Annotated in this window: 19 protein-coding genes; 10 read left to right on the forward strand and 9 right to left on the reverse strand. The window is 62.4% G+C overall.

Annotated features, from left to right (window positions below; genetic code table 11):
- Positions 1-74: 74 nt before the first annotated feature.
- Genes ACVWZT_RS08975 through ACVWZT_RS08985 form a run of 3 tightly spaced genes read right to left on the reverse strand, consistent with a single transcriptional unit; the run spans position 75 to position 1841 of the window.
- Positions 75-746, reverse strand: coding sequence for a GNAT family N-acetyltransferase (locus tag ACVWZT_RS08975; protein WP_296234967.1), 672 nt, complete (start codon positions 744-746; stop codon positions 75-77).
- A 7-nt stretch (positions 747-753) separates the two neighbouring features.
- Positions 754-1200, reverse strand: coding sequence for an N-acetyltransferase family protein (locus ACVWZT_RS08980; protein ID WP_457469007.1), 447 nt, complete (start codon positions 1198-1200; stop codon positions 754-756).
- 11 nt (positions 1201-1211) lie between these two features.
- Positions 1212-1841 (reverse strand): FMN-binding negative transcriptional regulator, encoded by a 630-nt coding sequence (locus ACVWZT_RS08985; protein WP_457469008.1) that lies wholly within the window; start codon positions 1839-1841, stop codon positions 1212-1214.
- A gap of 89 nt (positions 1842-1930) precedes the next feature.
- Here ACVWZT_RS08985 and pdxR point away from each other — a divergent pair, with 89 nt between their 5' ends.
- Positions 1931-3469 carry a MocR-like pyridoxine biosynthesis transcription factor PdxR gene (gene pdxR / locus ACVWZT_RS08990; protein WP_457469009.1) on the forward strand — a complete coding sequence of 513 codons (1539 nt, stop codon included), beginning with the start codon at positions 1931-1933 and terminating at the stop codon, positions 3467-3469.
- Positions 3470-3548: 79 nt separating this feature from the next.
- Here the strand turns inward: pdxR and ACVWZT_RS08995 are convergent, their stop codons facing one another.
- From ACVWZT_RS08995 to aspA, 4 genes are all read right to left on the reverse strand, one after another.
- On the reverse strand, positions 3549-4652 hold the full coding sequence (locus ACVWZT_RS08995; protein WP_457469011.1) for a polyamine ABC transporter substrate-binding protein: 1104 nt from the start codon (positions 4650-4652) through the stop codon (positions 3549-3551).
- Positions 4653-5696 (reverse strand): histone deacetylase family protein, encoded by a 1044-nt coding sequence (locus ACVWZT_RS09000; protein WP_457469013.1) that lies wholly within the window; start codon positions 5694-5696, stop codon positions 4653-4655. It lies immediately after the preceding gene.
- Positions 5697-5848: 152 nt separating this feature from the next.
- Positions 5849-6841, reverse strand: a complete 993-nt coding sequence (locus ACVWZT_RS09005; protein WP_296234973.1) for an AraC family transcriptional regulator — start codon at positions 6839-6841, stop codon at positions 5849-5851.
- A 182-nt stretch (positions 6842-7023) separates the two neighbouring features.
- The gene (gene aspA / locus ACVWZT_RS09010; RefSeq protein WP_003260072.1) at positions 7024-8448 is read right to left on the reverse strand and encodes an aspartate ammonia-lyase; all 1425 of its coding nucleotides are present in this window, start codon (positions 8446-8448) and stop codon (positions 7024-7026) included.
- A gap of 182 nt (positions 8449-8630) precedes the next feature.
- Here aspA and ACVWZT_RS09015 point away from each other — a divergent pair, with 182 nt between their 5' ends.
- The 5 genes from ACVWZT_RS09015 (at position 8631) to ACVWZT_RS09035 (ending at position 12244) form a co-directional block, all read left to right on the forward strand.
- Positions 8631-9563 (forward strand): LysR substrate-binding domain-containing protein, encoded by a 933-nt coding sequence (locus ACVWZT_RS09015; protein ID WP_457469014.1) that lies wholly within the window; start codon positions 8631-8633, stop codon positions 9561-9563.
- 171 nt (positions 9564-9734) lie between these two features.
- Positions 9735-10226, forward strand: coding sequence for a 5-(carboxyamino)imidazole ribonucleotide mutase (purE, locus tag ACVWZT_RS09020; protein WP_170033866.1), 492 nt, complete (start codon positions 9735-9737; stop codon positions 10224-10226).
- Positions 10227-10236: 10 nt separating this feature from the next.
- A complete protein-coding gene (locus tag ACVWZT_RS09025; RefSeq protein ID WP_296234975.1) occupies positions 10237-11319 on the forward strand; it encodes a 5-(carboxyamino)imidazole ribonucleotide synthase in 1083 nt (360 codons plus the stop codon).
- A 97-nt stretch (positions 11320-11416) separates the two neighbouring features.
- Positions 11417-11662 (forward strand): GlsB/YeaQ/YmgE family stress response membrane protein, encoded by a 246-nt coding sequence (locus ACVWZT_RS09030; protein WP_003253308.1) that lies wholly within the window; start codon positions 11417-11419, stop codon positions 11660-11662.
- A gap of 48 nt (positions 11663-11710) precedes the next feature.
- Positions 11711-12244, forward strand: coding sequence for a DUF3299 domain-containing protein (locus tag ACVWZT_RS09035; RefSeq protein ID WP_457469016.1), 534 nt, complete (start codon positions 11711-11713; stop codon positions 12242-12244).
- A gap of 89 nt (positions 12245-12333) precedes the next feature.
- Here ACVWZT_RS09035 and ACVWZT_RS09040 read toward each other — a convergent pair whose 3' ends face one another.
- Both ACVWZT_RS09040 and ACVWZT_RS09045 read right to left on the reverse strand, forming a co-directional pair.
- Complete coding sequence (locus ACVWZT_RS09040) at positions 12334-13230, reverse strand: D-hexose-6-phosphate mutarotase (RefSeq protein ID WP_457469018.1); 897 nt, start codon at positions 13228-13230, stop codon at positions 12334-12336.
- Positions 13231-13301: 71 nt separating this feature from the next.
- On the reverse strand, positions 13302-13700 hold the full coding sequence (locus ACVWZT_RS09045) for an acyl-CoA thioesterase (RefSeq protein ID WP_003253317.1): 399 nt from the start codon (positions 13698-13700) through the stop codon (positions 13302-13304).
- Between the two features lie 361 nt (positions 13701-14061).
- Here ACVWZT_RS09045 and ACVWZT_RS09050 point away from each other — a divergent pair, with 361 nt between their 5' ends.
- From ACVWZT_RS09050 to pstA, 4 genes are all read left to right on the forward strand, one after another.
- Positions 14062-15351 (forward strand): MFS transporter, encoded by a 1290-nt coding sequence (locus ACVWZT_RS09050; RefSeq protein ID WP_457469019.1) that lies wholly within the window; start codon positions 14062-14064, stop codon positions 15349-15351.
- A gap of 237 nt (positions 15352-15588) precedes the next feature.
- On the forward strand, positions 15589-16587 hold the full coding sequence (locus ACVWZT_RS09055; protein WP_457469021.1) for a phosphate ABC transporter substrate-binding protein PstS: 999 nt from the start codon (positions 15589-15591) through the stop codon (positions 16585-16587).
- Between the two features lie 139 nt (positions 16588-16726).
- Positions 16727-19015: an ABC transporter permease subunit gene (locus ACVWZT_RS09060; RefSeq protein WP_457469022.1), complete on the forward strand. Its 2289-nt coding sequence runs from the start codon at positions 16727-16729 to the stop codon at positions 19013-19015.
- A 71-nt stretch (positions 19016-19086) separates the two neighbouring features.
- The gene (gene pstA, locus ACVWZT_RS09065; RefSeq protein WP_457472041.1) at positions 19087-20703 is read left to right on the forward strand and encodes a phosphate ABC transporter permease PstA; all 1617 of its coding nucleotides are present in this window, start codon (positions 19087-19089) and stop codon (positions 20701-20703) included.
- Positions 20704-20722 lie beyond the last annotated feature (19 nt).

Genomic DNA, 20722 nt, shown 5'->3' on the forward strand with positions numbered 1-20722 from the left:
TTTTTCGTGTGGGCTCGACCGGCCTCTCTGGGAGCGGGTTTACCCGGAAGAGGCCGGCTGCTGCAAAACCGCCCTCAGCTCTTGCGACATGCCTCAAGGGTCTCGACCTGGCCTGTCGGCTGCTGGTTTTCCTCACTCAACCAGCGCTCGAACCCGGCAGCGACTGTTGGCCACTCGTCATCGGTAATCGAATACCAGGCGGTATCGCGGTTGTGGTTCTTCACCACCAGATGTTTGCGGAACACCCCTTCGTAGACAAACCCAAACCGCTCTGCCGCACGCTTGGAACGGGCGTTGGCGTTGTTGCACTTCCATTCCAGCCGGCGGTTGCCCAGTGCAAAGGCCAGCTTGCCCAGCAGGTACACGGCCTCGGTGCCCTTGGGGGTGCGCTGCATGGCGGCGCCGAAGGCGACGTGGCCGATTTCGATGCGGCCATGCTCGGGCACGATCGACATCAGGCTGAGAATGCCTTGGGCCTGCCCACCAAGGCGGTCGATGACCGTGTAGCACAGTGGGTCGCGACCGGCGGCATGGCCTTCCAGCCAACGGTCGAAGGCACCACGTTCGGCAAACGGGCCATAGGGCAGGTAGTCCCACAATGCGCGGTCAGCCGCCGGGCCTTGCAGCGCTTCCCAAAGATCATCGCCATGGCGCGCCGGGTCGAGCTTTTCCAGGCGGATGAAACGGCCATCGATGGCGTCGGCCTTGGGCGTGGCGGCGGGCTTCCAGTTCAATGTGTCAGTCATGGCTGGCTTACAACCCTTTGCGGAACTGGATGAAGCCGGATCGCTCGGCAACCTGCTGGTACAGGCTGATGGCGGTGGCGTTGGTCTCGTGGGTCAGCCAGTGGACCTTGCTGCAGCCGGCGGCCTTGGCCGCTGCGTAGACGTGTTCGATCAGCTGGCGACCGATGCCCAGGCCACGTTGCTTGCTGCCCACGTACAGGTCTTGCAGGTAGCATGAGTTCGCGACACTCCAGTTGGTGCGATGGTAGATGTAGTTGACCATGCCCACTGCCTGGCCATCGACCCAGGCCAGCGCTGAACAAGTCGGTTCGTTCGGGTCGAGCAGGCGTTGCCAGGTACTGAGGCTGACCTCATCGGCCAGTTCCGTTTCATAGAAGTGCAGATAGGCCTGCCACAAGGCAATCCAGGCAGCATGGTCCTGGGCAGTGACAGGACGCAGGGTGACGCTGGACATGGGCTATTCCTTCAGAGTGGGCGCATGTGCGCCGCGAGTTGGTTATCCAGGTAATCAGGGCTGGCGTTCAGACCTTCACGCACCCCGGCAATGTCGTGCTCCGAGCGGTTCTGGCTGAGCTTGCGCGCGCCTTGCAGGCGAGCGATGGGCAAGCGGACGCCGACAATCGCACGGAGCATGCCATCGATATACTCTGCCGGGGCGTCAGTGACTTTCCACGGTTCGCTGCGGCCTTGTTCGTGACGTTCGGTCAGGCTGCTTACGATAGCCAGCAGCGCGGGACCATCGTGGAGCACTTCGGCGGTGCCATAGGCATGCACGGCCAGGTAGTTCCAGGTCGGCACGACCCTCGGGTTGTCAGCTTTGCTCGGATAATAGCTGGGGCTGACATAGGCATCGGCACCGGGAAACACCAGCAGGGCCTCGGCACCTTGCGCCAGGTCCTGCCACTGCTGGTTGGCCCGAGCCAGGTGGGCATAGACCGTGCCGAACTCGCCTTCGCTGGTATCGATCAGTACCGGCAGGTGAGTCGCCAGCAGGCCGTGCTCGCCGTGGCTGACCAATACGGCCAGGCGGGTTTCGTGCATGTGCTGGTGCAGGCGACCGAGGTCGTGTTCCTGGTGGGGTTTGCTGTTGTACATGCCGGTTTCCTTGTGCAATGGCTCCATCCTAGGCAGGCTATTGGTTCCGGGTAAGAGCCATTGACTACTGTTTTCATAGGTCCAATGTCATGAACGAGCAGTCCCTTGTGTTGCCTTTCGACCCTGCCGGGATTGCGCTGGATCGACGCCGTGGGCTCAGTCAGCAGTTGTACCAGGCATTGCGTGGACGAATTCTGGACGGGCGTTTGCGCAGCGGCACGCGGCTGCCTGCTACCCGCGACCTGGCTGGCATGCTGGCGCTGTCACGCAACAGCGTGGTGCGGGCCTATGATCAACTGTATGCCGAGGGCTTCATCGAAAGCCGGGTCGGTGACGGCACTTATGTGACCCAGCTTCCAAAACTATCCACACACTTGTCCACAGGGTTATCCCGTGGTTTATCAACAGGTTTATCCACATTTTCTGAATGCGGCACTGAGGATATATACAGCCAGGTATTTTCCAGCGGACCATTGCAGCGGCTCGAAAGCCACCATTTATCGCGGCCGAGGACAGGCGCACCACGAGCGTTTCGGCTCGGCGTTCCAGCTTTCGATTTGTTCCCTTTCGACGTCTGGGCCAAGCTCCAGGCGGGCTTCTGGCGTAATCCAGACCCCGCGCAGTTGGGTTACGGCGACCCGGCTGGCGAGCCGCTGCTGCGCGAACTGATAGCCGCCTACCTGCGTAGCTCGCGTGGGCTCAGCTGTGCCGCTGAACAAATTGTGATCACCAGTGGAGCGCAGCAGGCCATCAGCCTTTGTGCACAGTTGCTGTTGCAGCCGGGAGATGGCGTGGCTGTGGAAAACCCGGGTTATCGTGCGGCCGGGCATGCTTTCGCGCTGGCCGGTGGCAGGTTGCATGGTGTGCCGGTGGACGAGGACGGCATGGATTGCCAGCGGCTCGGGCAACTGACGGACTGCCGGCTCGCCTACGTCACCCCGGCGCACCAGTACCCGACCGGGGTGACCATGAGCTTGGCGCGGCGCCTGGAACTGCTGGCCTGGGCCGAGCGCAGTGGCGGCTGGATCATCGAAGACGATTATGACGGAGAGTATCGCTATAGCGGCGCGCCCTTGGCCCCGCTGGCCTCGCTCGACCGCACCGGGCGGGTGCTGTATGTCGGTACCTTCGGCAAGATCGCTTTCCCGGCATTGCGCCTTGGCTACCTGGTGCTGCCGCCGTCGCTGGTGCAGGCGTTCAGCCAGGGTAGGGCGCTGGCGATGCGGCACTCGGAAGTCAGTAGCCAGTGCGTGATGGCTGAATTCATGGCGCGGGGGCACTTCCAGCGGCATATCCGGCGCATGCGCAAGGCGGCCTTGAGCCGACGCAACGTGCTCAAGGCCGGTTGGCCGGTGGATATTCCGGGGTTAGGCAGCATGCCGGAAGTGGCGGCAGGGCTTCACGTCAAGGTGAATGTGGATAACTTTGTCCTGGAGCAAGAGCTGGTGGCCAAGGCTGAGGGAGTGGGGGTGGAGATGACCCCGCTGAGTAATTTCTGGCTCGCGAACAGCGCCGAGCCTGTGGATAAACGGGCAGGATTGGTGCTCGGGTTCGCGGCGGTGCCGGAGGGTGAGATTGCCGAGGCTTTGCTGAAATTACGCAAGGCTTGGCGACTGCTTCGCGGATAAACCCTCTCCACAGGCTCTGCACCGCACCTTGGGCCAGCGCTATGCCTGTGGGGAGAGGGCTTGCCGCGAAGCGTGCGACTCAGGTTCCGGACTTGATCCGCGTCCAGGCCCTGGTGCGTGCCCGCTCGGCATCCCGCGCCAAAGGCGTGAGGGTATACAGCTTGGTCATCGCCTCCGCCGTCGGATAGAGGTTGGGGTTGTTGCGAATCGCCGGGTTCACCTTGTCGGTGGCATCCTTGTTGGGGTTCGGGTAGCCGACAAAATCGCTGATCGGCGCAATCACCTCGGGCCGCAGCAGGTAGTTGATGAATGCATGCGCATCCTCGGGGTTGGCTGCATTCTTCGGAATTGCCAGCATGTCGAACCAGATTGGCGCACCCTCCTTGGGCAGACGCATATCTACCACCACGCCATTCTTTGCATCGCGGGCGCGGTTGGCGGCCTGGGAGAAGCTGCCGCTGTAGCCTACCGCCACGCAGATGTCACCGTTGGCTATGTCCGCCATGTATTTCGAGGAGTGGAAATAGGTGATGTAGGGGCGGATTTTCAACATCAGTGCCTCGGCCTGCTTGTAGTCGGCCGGCTTGTCGCTGTTAGGCGGCAGGCCCAGGTGCTGCAGGGCCAGTGGCAGGATCTCCGACGGCGAGTCGAGCAGCGCCACGCCACACTGCTTGAGCTTGGCGATGTTCTCTTCCTTGAAGATCAGGTCCCAGCTGTCGACTGGCGCGTCGTCGCCCAGCGCAGCTTTGACCTTGGCCGGGTTGAAGCCGATCAGCACGGTACCGTACATGTAGGGTACGGCAAACTTGTTGCCCGGGTCGTTGGCTTCGATCAGCTTCATCAGGGACGGGTCCAGGTGTTGCCAGTTCGGTAGCTTGCTGCGGTCCAGTGGCTGGAATACCCCTGCTTCGATCTGCTTGGCGAGGAACACGTTGGACGGCACCACCACGTCATACCCGGAGTTACCGGTGAGCAGCTTGGCTTCCAGCGCCTCGTTGGTGTCGAAGATGTCATAGATCAGCTTTACACCGCTGTCCTTCTGGTACTCGGTGAGGGTTTGCGGGGTGATGTAGTCGAACCAGTTGTATACCCGCAGGGTGCGCTGTTCCGCCTGGGCCTGCAGGGCGCCGGTGAACAGCGTGGCGGCGATGAACGGGGCGAGCAGACGCTTGAGTCGGACCATTTACCGGGCTCCTGTTTGGCTGCGCTGGAAGCCTTCCAGCACATTGACCGCGTTGATACCGATTTCCTCCACAGCGTAGCCGCCCTCCATCACGAACAGGGTCGGCTTGCCGAGCTGCCCGATGCGCTTGCCCATCTCCAGGTAGTCCGGGCTATCCAGTTTGAACTGCGAGATCGGGTCGTCCTTGAAGGTGTCAACGCCCAGCGAGATCACCAGTACGTCGGCGTCATAGACGGCGATGCGCTGGCACGCGTCCTCCAGGGCAGCGCTCCAGGCAGCCCAGTCGCTGCCGGCGGGCAGTGGATAGTTGATGTTGCAGCCTGCTCCGGCACCCTCGCCGGTTTCGTCGGCATAGCCGAGGAAGAACGGGAATTCGTCCTGCGGGTCACCATGGATCGAAGCGAAGAACACATCACCGCGGTGGTAGAAGATGTCCTGGGTGCCATTGCCATGGTGGTAATCGACGTCAAGGATGGCGACTTTGTGCCGACCCTGGTCGAGGAACGCCTGGGCGGCGATGGCGGCGTTGTTCAGGTAGCAATAGCCACCCATGACTTCACCGGCGGCGTGGTGCCCTGGCGGGCGGCACAGGGCAAAGGCCGAATGGGCGCCCTGCTGGATGGCGGCCTGGGCGGTGAGGGCCACCTGGGCGGCGCTGTAGGCGGCCTGCCAGGTACCGGCGGTGATCGGTGCCCCGGCATCGAAGCTGTAGTAGCCCAGCTCACCGTGCAGGCCGCTGGGCTTTTTCTGACGCAGGGTGCGGGCGGGCCAGGTAAAGGGCAGCAGGTCACCTTCCTGGCCCAGTGCCGCCCAGCGCGCCCAGGCGCCTTCGAAGAAATCCAGGTAGGCGGCGCTGTGGACACGTAGTATCGGCGCGCGACCGAAGTCGGTAGGGCTCTGGATGTCGCCAAGGTTGCGCTTTTTAACCTGTTCGAGCACGTGGTCGGCGCGCGACGGCATTTCGAAGCAGGGCATCAGCTTACCGTCTATCAGCTCGCAGCGGCCATGGTGCAGGCGGTGGTCATCGGAATAGATCGTCAGCATTGTTGTTCTCCCTTGGACACTGGCGTGGACCCATTTTCAAGGGCGAAGCCAGTGGGGAGAACGACACAAACGGCCAAAAGGGGATCGATATGGCCAAGGTGGTCGGCCAGGTTTATCGGGGCGGGTTTTTTCGCGGGCCTGCCCGCTACAGGTCAACCGCGGAAATGGCTGGGTGCGACGCCACTCCAGCGCTGAAACGCATGTCGGAAACTGGCGGTTTCGCTGAACCCCAGCGCCTCGGCAATCCGGTAGATCGGCATCTGTTGCTCAGCCAGCAGCTGCTTGGCCCGCTCGAACCTCAGCTCATCCAGCAGTTGTTGATAACTGCTGCCCAAGGCTTGCAAATGCCGACGCAGGGTGCGCGATGAACAGTTCATCTGCCGCGCCAGGCCCTCCAGCCCGGGTGCTGCGTCCAGTTGCTGTGCCAGCAGCTGGCGAATCCGCCCCAGCCAGGCTTGGCGGCCAGTGAATTCCAGGTTCAGGCGCCGGCAACGTTCGCTCATCGCCTTGTGGGTAATCGGGTCGGCCAGCGGCAACGGCATGTCCAGCCAGCGACGTTCGAAAGCAAAGGCATTGTCCTCGGCGTCGAACCCGACCGGGCACTGGAACGCACCGGCATAGAGCATGTGATAGCCGGGCCGAGGGTGTTCGAAGCGGGCGCCCAGCAGCGGCAGTGGGCGGCCGAGCAAGTCGTCGCAGATCACCTTCAGCGACACCAGGCAGAACTCGGCATTGAAGGCGTTCAGTGCCGGGCTGTCATGGCACTCGCTGGCGCTGAACCAGACCCGCTGGCCGTCGTCGAGCAAACGCAGCTTGAAAACTGTTCCCAGCAGTGCCGGATACTGCAACGCCAGGCGCAAGGCGTCACCCAAAGTGGCACTGGAGAGCAGGGCGTAACCGAGCATGCCGTAGCACGACACATGCATGCGCCGGCCCAGTTCCAGGCCGATGTCCTCGCGCCGGGCAACGGCGTTGGCGCATACCTGAAGTTCCTGCTGGGTGGTGATGCGCGCATCGGCATGCCCCAGGTCCGCCGGGCCGATACCGCTGCCGGCCAACAGCGCCGCTGCCTCGCAACCGTCTGCCTGGAAAACGTTGAGGATCAGCGAAACCGCGTTGAGGGTAGTCAGGTGGCTGTGCAGCATGCTGGGTCATCCCGTTGGCCTGGGACGCATTTTGGAGCAAGTTGTGTGCCGATATCCCGGGGGCTGCGCAGGAACCCCGGAATGCGTAGGCAAAAAAAAGGCCCGAAGCATAGGCTCGGGCCCTGTAAAGGTTGAGAGGTGTCTAGTCCCTCGACCTGGTGAGACTGTTTACAGCGTCCTGGTTACGCCTTCAGCGGAACCAGACGGGGAGCGATCATGTTTTCCGGACGCAGGATGTCGTCGAGCATCGCATCGTCCAGCAGCTTCTCCTCGCGCACCAGTTCCAGCACACCACGGCCAGTTTCCAGGGCAACGCGGGCGATACGGGTGGCGTTTTCGTAGCCGATGTACGGGTTCAGGGCGGTGACCAGGCCGATCGAGTGTTCGACCAGTTCACGGCAGCGCTGTTCGTTGGCAGTGATGCCGACGATGCAGTGCTCGCGCAGCATGTCCATGGCGCGCTGGAGCAGGCGGATCGAGTCGAAGATCTTGTAGGCGATCAGCGGTTCCATCACGTTCAGCTGCAGTTGGCCACCTTCAGCGGCGACGGTCAGGGCCAGGTCGTTACCCATGATGGCGAAGGCCACCTGGTTGACCGCTTCCGGAATAACCGGGTTGACCTTGCCTGGCATGATCGAGCTGCCTGGCTGACGCGCCGGCAGGTTGATCTCGTTGATGCCGGTGCGCGGGCCGCTGGACAGCAGGCGCAGGTCGTTGCAGATCTTCGACAGCTTGACGGCGGTACGCTTGAGCATGCCGGAGAACAGCACGAAGGCGCCCATGTCGGAGGTAGCTTCGATCAGGTCGGCAGCCGGTACCAGCGGTTGGCCGCTGATGGCAGCCAGGCGTTGTACGGCCAGGGCCTGGTAACCCGGGTCGGCGTTGATGCCGGTGCCGATGGCGGTACCGCCCAGGTTGATTTCGGTCAGCAGTTCCGGCGCCAGCGAACGCAGGCGCTGCAGGTCTTCGGTCATGGTGGTGGCGAAGGCGCGGAATTCCTGGCCCAGGGTCATCGGCACGGCGTCCTGCAGCTGGGTACGGCCCATCTTCAGTACGTGGTCGAACTCTTTACCTTTGGCAGCGAAGGCCTGGATCAGGCTGTCGAGGCTGGCCAGCAGGGCGTCGTGGCCCAGCAGCAGGCCCAGACGGATGGCCGTCGGGTAGGCGTCGTTGGTCGACTGCGCCATGTTCACGTCGTTGTTCGGGTGCAGGTACTGATATTCACCCTTCTGGTGGCCCATGGCCTCCAGCGCGACGTTGGCAATGACTTCGTTCGCGTTCATGTTGGTGGAAGTACCAGCACCGCCCTGGATCATGTCGACCACGAACTGGTCGTGGTAGTCGCCTTTGATCAGGCGGGCGCAGGCTGCGGTAATGGCAGCGTGCTTGGCATCGCTCAGGTGACCCAGCTCACGGTTGGCGTCGGCAGCGGCCTGCTTGACCATGGCCAGGGCCACGACCAGCTTCGGGTAGTGCGACAGCGGAACACCGGAGAGGTGGAAGTTGTTGGCAGCGCGCAGGGTCTGGATGCCGTAGTAGGCATCGGCAGGGACTTCAAGGGTACCAAGCAGATCTTTTTCGACGCGGAACGATGCAGCGGAGGACATGATGGGTATCATCTCGATTTTGACCCGGCACATGCCGGAATGGCGCCAATCCTAGGCCTGAAGGCGATTTTGCGGCAAATGCTGTTGCACGCTAACCTATGCACAAACGGCATAGTGTTTCATGTGACGCCAATTGATATTCGAGCGTGTTCCATTTTGGTGCATGCCAGGAGATGTGCTTCGTGAACCTGGAAAGCAAATGGCTGGAAGACTTCAGCGCGTTGGCGGCTACCCGCAGTTTTTCCCAGGCGGCAGAGCGGCGTTTCGTTACCCAACCCGCGTTCAGCCGGCGCATCCGTAGCCTGGAAGCGGCGTTGGGCCTGCAGTTGGTGAACCGTTCCCGCACTCCGATAGAACTGACCGAAGCTGGCCAGCTGTTTCTGGTCACGGCACGTACGGTTGTCGACCAGTTGAGCGAAATTCTTCGCCATTTGCATCATCTTGAGGGCGGGCAAGGCGAGGTGGTGCAGGTGGCTGCTGCGCACTCCCTGGCTTCGGGCTTTTTCCCGCGTTGGGTGGCCCAGCTGCGCAATGACGGCTTGAACATCGCCACGCGCCTGGTTGCGACCAACGTGGGCGATGCCGTGCATGCCTTGCGCGAAGGCGGCTGCGACCTGATGCTGGCCTTCTATGACCCGGATGCGGCACTGCAGATGGACGCCGAAATCTTCCCGTCGCTGCACATGGGCACCACCGAAATGTTGCCGGTGTGCGCCGTAGATGCCGATGGCAAGCCTTTGTTCGATCTTGAAGGCGAGGGCAGCGTACCCTTGCTGGCCTATACCGCTGGCGCATTCCTCGGCCGCTCGGTCAACTTGCTGCTGCGCCAGCGCAACCTGCGTTATACCACCGTCTATGAAACCGCCATGGCCGACAGCCTCAAGAGCATGGCGCTGGAGGGCATGGGTATCGCCTGGGTACCGCGCCTGTCGATGCGTGGCGAGCTCGAACGGGGTGAACTGGCAGTCTGCGGCGGCAGCCAGTGGCATGTGCCGCTGGAAATCCGCCTGTATCGCTGCGCCCTGGTACGCAAGGCCAACGTAAGGCTGCTGTGGCGCAAGCTCGAGGGGGCTGCAGTGGTTGACTCGAAAGTCAGCCAAAGCCCCGAAAAATAAGGGCCTACAGTTGGTCGCCGGGGTGCCTTAAACGCACCTCCTTACGGTATACTGCGCGGCCTTTCGACCGGATGTGTCCGGTCCTGATCAGCAAACAAGCCACGCCGGCCGTCCCGCGTGGCTTGTTGTTTTTTGACGCGCCCAAGGGCGCACAAGCGAAGAGGCTCGACGATGAGTGCACTGGTTGGCGTGATCATGGGCTCCAAGTCCGATTGGTCCACCCTTAGCCACACCGCCGATATGCTGGAAAAACTCGGCATTCCCTACGAAGTGAAGGTGGTTTCCGCCCACCGCACCCCGGACTTGCTGTTCCAGTACGCCGAAGAGGCCGAAGGGCGGGGCATCGAGGTTATCATCGCCGGTGCCGGTGGCGCTGCCCACCTGCCAGGCATGTGTGCGGCCAAGACCCACCTGCCGGTGCTGGGCGTGCCGGTGCAATCGTCGATGCTGTCGGGTGTCGATTCGCTGCTGTCGATCGTGCAGATGCCTGCTGGCGTCCCGGTTGCCACCCTTGCCATCGGCCGTGCAGGTGCAGTCAACGCTGCGCTGCTGTCGGCCAGCATCCTCGGTGCCAAATACCCGCAGTACCATACGGCGCTCAAGCAGTTCCGCACGGAGCAGACCGAGACCGTACTGGACAACCCAGACCCGCGCCAGGCTTGAGGCTTTACCCATGAAGATCGGTGTAATTGGTGGCGGCCAGCTGGGCCGCATGCTGGCCCTGGCGGGTACCCCGCTGGGCATGAATTTCGCCTTCCTCGACCCGGCCCCGGACGCCTGCGCCGCGCCATTGGGCGAGCATCTGCGCGCCGACTACGGTGACCAGGACCACCTGCGCCAACTGGCCGACGAAGTCGACCTGGTCACCTTCGAGTTCGAAAGCGTGCCGGCCGAAACCGTGGCCTTTCTTTCGCAGTTCGTGCCGGTTTACCCCAGTGCCGAGGCGCTGCGCATCGCCCGCGACCGCCTGTTCGAGAAAAGCATGTTCCGCGACCTGGGTATCCCCACCCCGGCCTTCGCTGACATTCTCTCGCAGGCAGACCTGGACGCCGCGGTGGCCAGCATCGGCCTGCCGGCCGTGCTGAAAACCCGTACCTTGGGTTACGACGGCAAGGGCCAGAAGGTACTGCGCACGCCTGAGGACGTGGTCGGTACCTTTGCCGAGCTGGGCAGCGTGCCGTGCTTGCTGGAAGGCTTCGTCCCGTTCACCGGCGAAGTTTCGCTGGTAGCCGTGCGTGCCCGTGATGGTGAAACCCGTTTCTACCCGCTGGTGCACAACACCCATGAAAGCGGCATCCTGCGTCTGTCGGTTGCCAGCCAGGCGCACCCACTGCAGGCCCTGGCCGAAGACTACGTGGGCCGCGTGCTCAAGCAACTCGACTATGTCGGCGTGCTGGCCTTCGAGTTCTTCGAAGTCGACGGCGGCCTGAAGGCCAACGAAATCGCCCCGCGCGTGCACAACTCCGGGCACTGGACCATCGAAGGCGCCGAGTGCAGCCAGTTCGAGAACCACCTGCGTGCCGTCGCCGGCCTGCCACTGGGTTCGACTGCCAAGGTGGGCGAAAGCGCGATGCTCAACTTCATCGGTGAAGTGCCGGCTGTGGACAAGGTGATCGCCATTGACGATTGCCATCTGCACCACTACGGCAAGGCATTCAAGGCCGGGCGCAAGGTCGGCCACGCCACCCTGCGTTGCCACGACATGGCTACCCTGAAGCGCAAGATTGCCGAAGTAGAAGCCCTGATCGGCAACTGATCGAACTTCTACCCGCCACATACCCTCTGAAATGGCAACAAGCCGAAGCGCTGTCTAGGCTTTGGCTTGTTCCATTCTTCACTGCAGAGGGATCGCCATGGGCATCATTGGAACCATCTTCATCGGCCTCATCGTCGGCCTGCTGGCTCGCTTCATCAAGCCGGGCGACGACAGCATGGGCTGGATCATGACCATCCTGCTGGGTATCGCCGGCTCCCTGCTGGCAACCTATGGTGGCCAGGCGCTGGGCATCTACCAGGCCGGGCAGGCTGCAGGCTTCCTTGGCGCACTGGTGGGTGCGGTCGTCCTGCTGGTGATCTACGGATTCATCAAGAAACGCTGAATACTGGTTAGAATGCCCGGCAATTCCTTCGAGTTGCCGAGCATTTTCATGCGTGCCTTTTTCCTCGCCCCCTTACTGTTGGCCAGCGCCCTGGCCCATGCCGAACTGCCGGAAACCGACTGGCTTGAGCTGATGCCCAAGTCGGACCAGAAGGCGCTCGAGCAGATGCCCGAGATCGACCACAATTCGCCGGAAGCCATGGGTACCTTTACCGCCAAGGGCGGCTTGAAGCAGAGCAAGGGCCTGCCCGCGGTTATGTACTCGACCAGGACAGTGGCAGCCATGAACGGCAAGGACATCCGTCTGGGCGGCTACCCAGTGCCGCTGGAAAGTGACGCCAGGGGCAATAGTACGTTGTTCTTCCTGGTGCCATACCCGGGCGCCTGCATCCATGTGCCGCCACCGCCGCCGAACCAGCTGGTGCTGGTGCGCTACCCGAAAGGCCTGAAGATTGACGACATCTACACACCGCTGTGGGTCAGCGGCACGCTGAAGGTGGAAAAGGTCAGCAACGACCTGGCCGATGCGGCCTATGCGCTGGATGCACAGAAGGTGAGGGTGGTGGAGGATGCCGACCTCTGATGCCTTGAAAACACAAGGGCGCACCTGACTCCTTGCAGGAGCGGCCCTGTGTGGCCAAAGGACCGCGCAGCGGTCCCAAGTGCTGCAGATCAAAGCGCTTTGCTAGCTACCACCAGGCCAAGCGAATGAGTTGCCCCTGGTTTCAATTCCACCAGGTCATCCCACACATTCGCCGTCTCGATGCACAGCATCCGCTGCCAGCCATCATCGGCCATGTCCGGCAACTCCTTGGCCCGCTCGGTCCAGGGGTTCCAGATCACCGCCGAACGTGACCCGCTGCTGGTCAGGGTAATCCGCCGGTTCCAGTGCGGGTCGACAATGCTCAGTTGCGGCGGGGTGGCGAGGTATATCCGGTCAGTTTCACCGGCGAACGCCAGCGCGCCGTGTTGCTGGCGCTGCTGCCAGTCGGCCAGGGTCTCGATGTAGCCCAGCCCTTCTACACCCTCCACCCGCACCTGCCGTACATCGCTGACCGCAAAGTAACTGTGCAGGGCCTGGCTGAGGATGACCGGCGTGTTGCCCATGTTGCGGCTGGTAAGGCTCAGCTTCAGATCCACCCCCAGTTCCACCAGCAACTTCAGCTCTACATCGTGGGGCCAATCGGCCAGGTTGCCCTGCGCTTCGGGCAGCTCGAACTCGATACGCAGCCCGTCGCCCGCCTCCTCGATGCCCAACAATTGCCAGTCACGGGTCCGCGCCAAGCCGTGGGCGGGGGGCTGTTCACCGTGGTACATGGCCTGCACGGCCTGTGGGTTGCGCTGCAGGTTGCCGAACCACGGCCAGCACACCGGCACCCCGGCGCGTACCGATTTGCCCTGGCGGAAGATGGCCTGGTCGCTCAGCCACAGCAGTGGTGGCTGGCCAACGCACTGGTAGCTGAGGATCTGCGCACCTTGCTGGGCGATCAGGAGTTCAGCGTGGTTGCTGCTGATGCGCCAGCAGTTGAGTTCGCCATGTTGCTCGGTTACGACCTGGAAGGAAGCCATTGTGTTCATCTCATTGATTGCCAGTGGGCCTTGGACCCGGGCACATGCAATGAGTTTACCGCCGCCGAGGCTCAGCGACGAGGTACGGAGCGGGTACGGCCACTGCCGTCGATGGCGACGAAGACAAACACCGCTTCGGTAACCTTGCGCCATTCGCTGGACAACGGGTCGTCGCTCCACACTTCAACCATCATCTGGATCGAGCTGCGGCCAATTTCCAAGGTCTGGGTATAGAAAGACAACTGTGCGCCAACGGCCACTGGCACCAGGAAAGCCATGCGGTCGATGGCTACGGTGGCCACGCGGCCTCCGGCGACACGGCTGGCCATGGCGGTACCGGCCAGGTCCATCTGGGCGACCAACCAGCCGCCAAAGATATCGCCAAACCCGTTGGTCTCGCGCGGGAGTGCAGTGATCTGCAAGGCCAGGTCGCCCTGCGGGATAGGATCTTCTTGTTCGAGCTCAATCATGCGATGGGGCCTCTGACCCGTGACGCTTTTCGTTGGTGTGGCGCAAAGGCCGGGTAAACGATTCAGCTTGACACATACTACGCCGATTTCGTTTCACTGGGCGGCCGTAGGGAAACTCTGCGAAACCGCCTGACAGTAATGACCGGCGTTTTCGCACAACATCCCACGTTAGGAGCAACCTTTTCCTACGAATCGGCAGTATATAGAGCATATTGGCCAGCGACGACCGCGCATTCATGAATATGTGTATGGATTTTGTATCGCTTTCGGCGCAGCTCGGCAATTTGCTATCTTCCTCTGTCACCAATCCAGAAGCCGCGTGCCACGCGGCCTGCGTGCCCTACAAAGAGAACAATCAGCGATGACTTCCGTGCCGAGCAGTATCGAGCAGCCCTCGCGGCCACTGACCCGCAGTGACTACAAGACCCTTTCACTGTCCGCGCTGGGCGGCGCGCTGGAGTTCTACGACTTCATCATCTTCGTGTTCTTCGCCACTGTCGTCGGCAAGTTGTTCTTCCCCGCCGACATGCCCGAATGGCTGCGCCTGATGCAAACCTTCGGGATCTTCGCCGCCGGCTACCTGGCGCGACCGCTGGGAGGCATCATCATGGCCCATTTCGGCGACCTGCTCGGGCGCAAGAAGATGTTCACCCTGAGCATCTTCATGATGGCGTTGCCGACACTGATCATGGGCCTGTTGCCGACTTACGCACAGATCGGCCTGTGGGCGCCGATCCTGCTGCTGCTGATGCGGGTGATCCAGGGCGCGGCAATCGGTGGCGAGGTTCCGGGTGCATGGGTGTTCGTGTCGGAGCACGTGCCAGCGCGCAACACCGGCTACGCCTGCGGTACTCTCACGGCCGGCCTGACTGCGGGTATCTTGCTTGGCTCGCTGGTGGCAACGCTGATCAACAGCGTCTACAGCGCGGACGAAGTGGCCGATTACGCCTGGCGTATTCCGTTCCTGCTGGGCGGTGTGTTCGGGCTGTTCTCGGTGTACCTGCGCCGCTGGTTGCACGAAACCCCGGTATTTGCCGAGATGCAGCAGCGCAAGGCCCTGGCCGAGGAGCTGCCGCTGCGTGCCGTGCTGCGTGATCATCGTGGCCCGATCGTGCTGTCGATGCTGCTGACCTGGATGCTGTCTGCCGGCATCGTGGTGGTCATCCTGATGACCCCGGCGTTGCTGCAGAGCATCTATCACATTAGCCCGACCGACTCTCTCAAGGCCAACAGCTTGGCGATCGTGCTGCTCAGCTTCGGCTGCATCGGCGCTGGCAGCCTGGCCGACCGCTTTGGCGCGGGCCGGGTGTTCGTGATCGGTAGCCTGCTGCTGCTGGTGAGTTCCTGGACCTTCTACCACAGCCTGCCGACGCGGCCTGAGCTGCTGTTCCCGCTGTATGCGGTGACCGGATTGTGCGTGGGTGTCATTGGTGCAGTGCCCTATGTGATGGTCAAGGCATTTCCAGCGGCGGTGCGGTTCAGCGGGCTGTCGTTCTCGTACAACGTGGCCTACGCGATCTTTGGCGGGTTGACGCCGATGGTGGTGACTGCGTTGTTGAAAGTGAGCCCGATGGCGCCTGCCTACTATGTAGCGGGGTTGTGTGCCGTTGGCCTGGTGGTGGGCCTTTACCTGCTCGCCAACAAGCGCTGACCTTTTGCAGGAGCGGCATTGTGCACGATGGGCTGCGCAGCAACCCCCGGCAATCTGTGCCGTGGTTGCTATTTCTGGAGCTGCTGCGCAGCGCATCGCGAGACACGTGTTGCCAGTCAACTGATGGGTGATGGCATTTCATCCAATTGTCACATTCAAGTCATATCGTATTCATGCGGCCTGCAGATACTTGGGCCCGTTCCATCCAACACCCCCTATTCCTGCTAGGAGCAAGGCATGAAACTGAAGCGTTTGATGGCGGCCCTCACCTTTGCCGCCGCTGGCGTTGCAACCGCCAACGCGGTGGCCGCTGTCGATCCTGCAATCCCGACCTACACCAAGACCACCGGTGTTTCGGGCAACCTCTCCAGCGTAGGTTCCGACACCCTCGCGAACCTGATGACTCTGTGGGCCGAGGCCTACAAGAAGGAATACCCGAACGTAAACATCCAGATCCAGGCGGCCGGCTCCTCCACCGCGCCACCCGCGCTGACCGAAGGCACCGCCAACCTCGGCCCGATGAGCCGCAAGATGAAGGATGTCGAGCTGCAGGCCTTCGAGCAGAAGTACGGCTACAAACCGACCGCCATCCCGGTTGCCGTCGATGCCCTGGCCGTGTTCGTGCACAAGGACAACCCTATCAAAGGCCTGACCATGGCCCAGGTCGACGCTATCTTCTCCTCCACCCGCCTGTGCGGTGGCAAGGCCGACGTCAAGACCTGGGGTGACCTGGGCGTGACCGGCGACCTGGCCAACAAGCCAATCCAGCTGTTCGGCCGCAACTCGGTATCCGGCACCTATGGCTACTTCAAGGAAGAAGCCCTGTGCAAAGGCGACTTCAAGCCTAACGTCAACGAACAGCCTGGTTCGGCTTCGGTCGTGCAGTCGATCAGCTCCTCGCTGAACGGCATCGGCTACTCGGGCATTGGCTACAAGACCGCCAGCGTCAAGACTGTTGCCCTTGCCAAGAAAGAGGGCGGCGAGTTCGTCGAAGATAACGAAGCCAACGCCCTGAACGGCAGCTACCCGCTGTCGCGCTTCCTGTACGTGTACGTCAACAAGGCGCCGAACAAACCGCTGGCTCCGCTGGAGGCCGAGTTCGTCAAGCTGGTGCTGTCGCAAGCTGGCCAGCAGGTGGTGGTGAAGGATGGCTACATCCCGCTGCCGGCCAAGGTCGTCGACAAGACCCTGGCTGACCTGGGCCTGTCCCATTCGGATAACGTCGCAAAAAAGTAACTGACTGAGGCGGAGGCCGGCGTCAATAGCCGGCCTCTTCCACGATTCCTCAGCCCGAAGCCAGGCTTACTGTGCGGCGGGCTTTCGTGCGTCACTACTTTGTAATGTTTTTGTCATACGGGATCGCTACGGTGTGCGCATGAATGATCTGGCCAACTCCACCATGACCCAAAATACCCAGCCCGAGCGGATTGACTTCAATACGCCGGAGTTGCAACGCAAGCGCCGCATGCGCGCACTCAAGGACCGCCTGACCCGCTGGTATGTACTGGTGGGCGGGCTTGCCGTATTGGCGGCAATCACCTTGATCTTCTTCTACCTGGCCTATGTGGTGCTGCCGCTGTTCCAGGGCGCCGAGCTGACCAGCAAGAAGGCCCTGGAGCCGACCTGGCTGCAACAGGATGCCGGCAAGCCGCTGATGATCGCGCTTGAAGAGCAGAACCTGGTGGGTATGCGCGTTTCGGACAAGGGCCAGGCACTGTTCTTCGATACCAAGACCGGTAACGCGCTCAAGCAGATCACCCTGCCGCTGCCGGCAGGTACGCAGGTCACCTCGATCAGTGCCGACCAGCCGGGAAGCCCGCTGGTGGTGTTGGGCTTGTCCAATGGTCAGGCCCTGGTGTTCCAGCACAGCTACAAGGTCACCTACCCAGACAACAAGAAAACCATCGACCCCGGCATCGACTACCCGTACGGCGAGCAACCGGTCGTGCTCGATGACCAGGGCCGCGCGCTGGAACATGTCAGCGTCAACGTCAATGGTGATGCCCTGGTGCTGGCCGGTTCCACCGGCGCGCACCTGCAGGTGGTCGAGCTGACCCGCAGCGAAAACATGATGACCGGCGAGGTCACTACCGAACAGAACCGCATCGAACTGCCGCAGATGACCGAAGTGGTGAAGAACATCTTCATCGACCCGCGTCAGCATTGGCTGTACGTGATCAACGGCCGCGCCACTGCCGATGTCTTCAACCTGCGCGCCAAGAGCCTAAACGGCCGTTACAAGCTGTCTGAAAGTGCGGACACCGAGATCACCGCCACGGCCCAGCTGGTCGGCGGCATCTCGCTGATCATGGGTGACTCCAAAGGTGGATTGACCCAGTGGTTCATGGCCCGTGACCCGGATGGCGAATCGCGCTTCAAGCAGATTCGCAGCTTCCAGCTGGGCAAGGCCCCGATCGTGCAGATCGACGCCGAAGAGCGCCGCAAGGGCTTCATCGCCCTGGATGCCGAGGGCAAACTGGGCGTGTTCCACAGCACCGCGCACCGTACCCTGCTGGTCGAGCAGGCTGCCGAAGGCGCGGGCATCCTGGCCCTGTCGCCACGTGCCAACCGCATCATCATCGAAGAGGGCGGCAAGCTGCTGCCGCTGAGCCTGCGCAACCCGCATCCGGAAATTTCCTTCAGCGCGCTGTGGGGCAAGGTCTGGTACGAGAACTATGACGAGCCGAAGTACGTCTGGCAGTCGACTGCTTCGAACACTGACTTCGAGCCCAAGCTGAGCCTGTCGCCGCTGACCTTCGGTACCCTCAAGGCGGCGTTCTACGCCATGGTGCTGGCGGCCCCGCTGGCGATTGCCGCCGCCATCTACACCGCTTACTTCATGGCCCCGGGCATGCGCCGCAAGGTCAAGCCGGTGATCGAACTGATGGAAGCGATGCCGACAGTGATCCTCGGTTTCTTCGCCGGCCTGTTCCTCGCGCCCTACCTGGAAGGCCACCTGCCGGGCGTGTTCAGCCTGTTCGTGATCATGCCGATCGGCATTTTGGCAGCAGGTTTCGCCTGGAGCCGGCTGCCCGAGTCGATCCGCCTGCGCATTCCGGACGGCTGGGAAGCGGCCATCCTGATTCCTGTAATCCTGGTGATCGGCTGGTTCGCCTTGTACATGAGCCCGCTCCTGGAAACCTGGTTCTTCGGCGGGGACATGCGCCTGTGGATCACCAACGACCTGGGTATCACCTATGACCAGCGCAACGCCCTGGTGGTGGGGATTGCCATGGGCTTTGCGGTTATCCCGAACATCTACTCCATCGCCGAAGATGCAGTGTTCAGCGTGCCGCGCAGCCTGACTCTGGGCTCCCTGGCGCTCGGTGCCACGCCCTGGCAGACCCTGACCCGTGTGGTCATCCTTACCGCCAGCCCGGGTATCTTCTCGGCGTTGATGATCGGTATGGGCCGGGCGGTGGGTGAGACCATGATCGTGTTGATGGCCACCGGCAACACCCCGGTGATGGAGCTGAACCTGTTCGAGGGCATGCGTACCCTGGCCGCCAACGTGGCCGTGGAAATGCCGGAATCGGAAGTCGGCGGCAGCCACTATCGCGTGCTGTTCCTGGCCGCGCTGGTGCTGTTGATGTTCACGTTCATCATGAACACCTTGGCCGAGCTGATTCGCCAGCGTCTGCGCAAGAAATACTCGTCGCTTTGATAGAAAGGTAGCGATCCGTGAAAAAGGATTCCCTCAAAGGCTGGTTCAAGAGTGGCGCCCCGGGCGTCTGGATGAGCGGCGGCGCGGTGGCCATGGCGGTGATCATGACCGTCGGCCTGCTCGCGGTGATCACCGTGCGCGGCCTGGGCCACTTCTGGCCGGCCGATCTTGTCCAGGCCACCTACAAGGTGCCGGGCCAGGCCGATCACGTCGTCATCGGCGAAGTGGTGCAGAAGGAGGAAGTACCCCGGGCGCGCCTGAAGGGCGCCGGCCTGCCGGTGCCTGATCAGGGCCCGGAGTTCATGACCAGGGAACTGATCAAGGTCGGTAACCGCGACCTTAACGGCAGCGACTTCACCTGGGTGGTCGGCGAGTGGCTGGTCGATGAACAGCACCCAGCCGACCTGATGGCGCTGGAGCGCCGCGAGTGGGGCAACTTCTATGGCTACCTGGTCAGCGTCAAGGAACAAGGCCGCGTGGTCGCCGAGGGGCCCGCGGCCTGGAACGAGCTGCAGGCCCGCCTCAAACGCGCCAGTCAACTGAGCAGCGAGCTGCAAAGCCTGGAGAAGAAAGATATCGGCGCCATCAACCATGGCCTCGAGCGCCTGCGCCTGCAAGCGCGCAAGCTGGAGCTGGACGGCAAGCTGGATGCCGCCGCTCAGGCTGACCTGGACGCCGACCGCGCCGAGCTGAACAGCCGCTACAAGGCCATCGAGGAGCGCCTGACCGGCCTGCACCAGGACTTCGCCCGTGACAGCCTGGTGGCCCGTGATGCCAATGGCCGTGAAGTGGAAATCAACCTGAGCAAGGTGGTGCATGCGATCCAGCCGAACGCCATGTCAGGTTTCACCAAGCTGGGCAGCTATTTCACCAAGGTCTGGGAGTTCCTCAGCGATGACCCGCGTGAAGCCAACACCGAGGGCGGTATCTTCCCGGCCATCTTCGGTACCGTGATGATGACCTTGATCATGGCAGTCATCGTTACCCCGTTTGGTGTGCTGGCGGCTGTCTACCTGCGTGAATACGCCAGGCAGGGCCCGGTAACCCGGCTGATCCGCATCGCGGTGAACAACCTGGCCGGTGTGCCGGCGATCGTCTACGGCGTGTTCGGCCTGGGTTTCTTCGTCTACGTGCTGGGTGGCTCGATCGACCGTCTTTTCTTCCCCGAGGCGCTGCCGGCACCCACCCTGGGTACCCCGGGCCTGCTGTGGGCTTCGCTGACCTTGGCGCTGCTGGCAGTGCCGGTGGTGATCGTGGCCACCGAGGAAGGCCTGGCGCGCATTCCGCGCACCGTGCGCGAGGGTTCGCTGGCCCTGGGTGCGACCAAGGCCGAGACCCTGTGGAAGATCGTCCTGCCCATGGCCAGCCCGGCCATGATGACCGGCATGATCCTGGCCGTGGCCCGCGCCGCCGGTGAAGTGGCGCCGCTGATGCTGGTGGGCGTGGTCAAGCTGGCACCGTCGCTGCCGGTGGACGGGAACTACCCGTACCTGCACCTGGACCAGAAGATCATGCACCTGGGCTTCCACATCTATGACGTCGGCTTCCAGAGCCCCAACGTCGAAGCCGCGCGGCCACTGGTGTACGCCACGGCGCTGCTGCTGGTGCTGGTGATCGCGGCCCTCAACCTCTCGGCCGTGTGGATCCGCAACCATTTGCGCGAGAAGTACAAAGCCCTCGACAGCTGATCCTGATCGCAAGCGTGCC

The sequence above is a fragment of the Pseudomonas sp. TE21394 genome (genome assembly GCF_054057835.1).

Bases quoted from the DNA above. Each gene is read 5' to 3' on its own strand.
- ACVWZT_RS09060 (WP_457469022.1), top strand. From the start codon at position 16,727: ATGAATGATCTGGCCAACTCCACCATGACCCAAAATACCCAGCCCGAG.
- ACVWZT_RS09045 (WP_003253317.1), bottom strand. From the start codon at position 13,700: ATGATTGAGCTCGAACAAGAAGATCCTATCCCGCAGGGCGACCTGGCC.
- ACVWZT_RS09000 (WP_457469013.1), bottom strand. From the start codon at position 5,696: ATGCTGACGATCTATTCCGATGACCACCGCCTGCACCATGGCCGCTGC.
- ACVWZT_RS09050 (WP_457469019.1), top strand. From the start codon at position 14,062: ATGACTTCCGTGCCGAGCAGTATCGAGCAGCCCTCGCGGCCACTGACC.
- aspA (WP_003260072.1), bottom strand. From the start codon at position 8,448: ATGTCCTCCGCTGCATCGTTCCGCGTCGAAAAAGATCTGCTTGGTACC.
- pdxR (WP_457469009.1), top strand. From the start codon at position 1,931: ATGAACGAGCAGTCCCTTGTGTTGCCTTTCGACCCTGCCGGGATTGCG.
- ACVWZT_RS08980 (WP_457469007.1), bottom strand. From the start codon at position 1,200: ATGTCCAGCGTCACCCTGCGTCCTGTCACTGCCCAGGACCATGCTGCC.
- ACVWZT_RS09005 (WP_296234973.1), bottom strand. From the start codon at position 6,841: ATGCTGCACAGCCACCTGACTACCCTCAACGCGGTTTCGCTGATCCTC.
- ACVWZT_RS09025 (WP_296234975.1), top strand. From the start codon at position 10,237: ATGAAGATCGGTGTAATTGGTGGCGGCCAGCTGGGCCGCATGCTGGCC.
- ACVWZT_RS08995 (WP_457469011.1), bottom strand. From the start codon at position 4,652: ATGGTCCGACTCAAGCGTCTGCTCGCCCCGTTCATCGCCGCCACGCTG.
- ACVWZT_RS08975 (WP_296234967.1), bottom strand. From the start codon at position 746: ATGACTGACACATTGAACTGGAAGCCCGCCGCCACGCCCAAGGCCGAC.
- pstA (WP_457472041.1), top strand. From the start codon at position 19,087: ATGAGCGGCGGCGCGGTGGCCATGGCGGTGATCATGACCGTCGGCCTG.
- ACVWZT_RS08985 (WP_457469008.1), bottom strand. From the start codon at position 1,841: ATGTACAACAGCAAACCCCACCAGGAACACGACCTCGGTCGCCTGCAC.
- purE (WP_170033866.1), top strand. From the start codon at position 9,735: ATGAGTGCACTGGTTGGCGTGATCATGGGCTCCAAGTCCGATTGGTCC.
- ACVWZT_RS09055 (WP_457469021.1), top strand. From the start codon at position 15,589: ATGAAACTGAAGCGTTTGATGGCGGCCCTCACCTTTGCCGCCGCTGGC.
- ACVWZT_RS09030 (WP_003253308.1), top strand. From the start codon at position 11,417: ATGGGCATCATTGGAACCATCTTCATCGGCCTCATCGTCGGCCTGCTG.
- ACVWZT_RS09035 (WP_457469016.1), top strand. From the start codon at position 11,711: ATGCGTGCCTTTTTCCTCGCCCCCTTACTGTTGGCCAGCGCCCTGGCC.
- ACVWZT_RS09040 (WP_457469018.1), bottom strand. From the start codon at position 13,230: ATGGCTTCCTTCCAGGTCGTAACCGAGCAACATGGCGAACTCAACTGC.